Origin of the sequence: Candidatus Hakubella thermalkaliphila (assembly GCF_013281975.1) — a bacterium.
GTDB classification, from domain to species: Bacteria; Actinomycetota; Humimicrobiia; order Hakubellales; family Hakubellaceae; genus Hakubella; species Hakubella thermalkaliphila.
Map to the genome: position 1 here is coordinate 1 of NZ_BLRZ01000198.1, position 2172 is coordinate 2172.

General features: G+C 44.6%; 2 protein-coding genes. Both read left to right on the forward strand.

Features of this window, described 5'->3' with window-relative positions:
• On the forward strand, positions 1–396 hold a 396-nt coding region (locus HW443_RS10820; protein ID WP_219857248.1), incomplete at its 5' end, for an Hsp20/alpha crystallin family protein.
• Positions 397–1216: 820 nt separating this feature from the next.
• Positions 1217–1957 carry an archaeal heat shock protein Hsp20 gene (hsp20, locus tag HW443_RS10825; protein ID WP_181040949.1) on the forward strand — a complete coding sequence of 247 codons (741 nt, stop codon included), beginning with the start codon at positions 1217–1219 and terminating at the stop codon, positions 1955–1957.
• Positions 1958–2172 lie beyond the last annotated feature (215 nt).

Genomic DNA, 2172 nt, shown 5'->3' on the forward strand with positions numbered 1-2172 from the left:
GCAGAAAGAATAATTGGCAGTCCCATATTGGCTTTTGAGAAATCAAAGATTGATTGTGAAACGGGGGAAAAGATCCTATTTAGTTGGTGGCTAGCGGGTCGAGAGCGACCAGGGGAGAGGAGAGAAGAAACACTTGTAGATATTCTTGACGAAGGAGATCACATAGACGTGGTTATGGAACTGTTGGGTGTTCAAGAAGAGGATATTCTCTTGAAAATGGGAAAGGATAAGCTTACTATATCTGCCAACACTCTCAATAAAAAATATCATGAAGAAATTTCCCTTCCTGCGGAGGTTAATACCGGAGAATTCACCAAGAAATATAACAATAACATACTAGAAGTTAGATTAGAGAAATTGACAAACTGTAGCCTAAAAACTACAGGTCAAAGATAATAAACGGGATAATGCGCATTTCGCTGATTTCGGCCGCCTATTTCGGAAGGGCTCAAAAAGTGGCCGGATTGGGCCGAAATCGGTGGCCGGAATAAAACGTAATTGGTGGCCGATTAGGGGCGAAATATGCAGGATAAATTTAATCCCGCAGTTTTTTCATTTAGCTCGCGGTTGATATCTTTGTTGCCCTTGGGAATCGGTGTGTGTGCTTATTCCGGCCATCTTGGACACCTGTTCCGCTGTGCTGGATGCTACAATTCAGCGATGATGAACGTCAATTATTTTTCCCGTTTTTTCGTCCAAGAGTAGGTCTCCTTCGGTGCCTAAAAGGTTACCTCTCTGGCTGGCCAGTTCAGTAAGTGATCTCTCTGTTAGCTCAAAGCAAACAGCTTCACAAAGACTGCGAACTTTTTAGCTTTACGTCGGCAGCATCCGCTTCACTGGTTGAGTCTCAACCTCCACAGAGCAGTTTCTCGCCACCCCGATCCGGGGGACCGACGACCTTACATATAAATATTATAACAGTAGAAAGGAGGAAGTGCAATTCCCCTGCTCGCTAAAGTAGGCAGTCCCCTTGCGTGAATTTCTATGGATCATCGTTTTCTCCTTTCCTCTCATTCTCCACTTTTTGCCTGCCTTGTTTGGCCCGTCCGCTCACACACACCCCGTCTTCCTTGGAGATGTCGAGAGCGAACGAGGAAGCCCAAATTAAACTTATGTGTATTACCTAATCTATTTGGTAAAAACTTTCAGTTTAATCCCTACTTCTTGACACATCTCAAAACATATGGTATCATTTGTATTACATAGAGGTGCTGCCATGGCTTCCCTGATAAAAAAGAAGGTTGGGAGGAAGTATTATTACTACATTGTAGAAAGCAAAAGGATAAATGGCAGACCGCGCATCGTCCATCAAGTATATTTGGGTTCGGTTGAAAACATTCTCAAGAAGTTCCAGGAAGGTGGCGTATCTGCTGGACCACAGGGATCTCGGAAAACGAAAGTTGAAAAGGAGGAATTTGAAGTGACCGAAAAGAAAAGAGAACCAGAAGGAGAGGACATAAGAGTCGACTTGGGAGAACTGTCGTTTGGGGGCCTCTTCAAAGGAATTGGCAATTTTATTGATTTGATCTCTAAGATGGCCAAAGAAGGCACAGAAGAGGTTACTCGCACGGGTGAGTTTAAAATCAAGGGCATGCCCGACAAAGCTAAGGGCGTTTACGGTTTTACGGTGAAAATGGGACTGGGCGGTGTTCCTACTGTAGAACAGTTTGGCAACATTCGCGAAACAGCAAAAGGTCCTGTGGTAGAGGAAGTTCGAGAGCCCATCGTGGATGTTTTTGATGAAGAAGACAAAGTGCTGGTTATTGCCGAATTGCCGGGTGTAGGGGAGGACAATATACACCTGGAAGCCAAAGGCGACATCCTCACCATATCCGCTGAGGATAAAGATCGCAAATACAGCAAAGAAGTTTTACTACCCTCGGCTGTGGATGCCAGCACCATGAAAACTTCTTACAAAAATGGGATCTTAGAAATCGTATTTCCAAAAGCTAAATAAGCTACCTAAGGATAAATTAGTTAAAGGAAAGCGGCCTGGTTCGGGAGAGAGGATTCTCTGGCGCGCTCGGAAGTGGTTGCGGTGAGGAAGCTATATTATGTACCTATCATCCATATGGAGCCCGATCTTGGAAGCGTAGCCACGGGCATCAATAGAATAAGTAGTGTCATATGTGGGGAAGAGCGTTGGAACAGGCACAAACAGACAGTTTCTGA

What these genes read in the sequence shown, in the direction of transcription:
- hsp20 (WP_181040949.1), top strand. Translation starts at nt 1,217, where the DNA reads ATGGCTTCCCTGATAAAAAAGAAGGTTGGGAGGAAGTATTATTACTAC.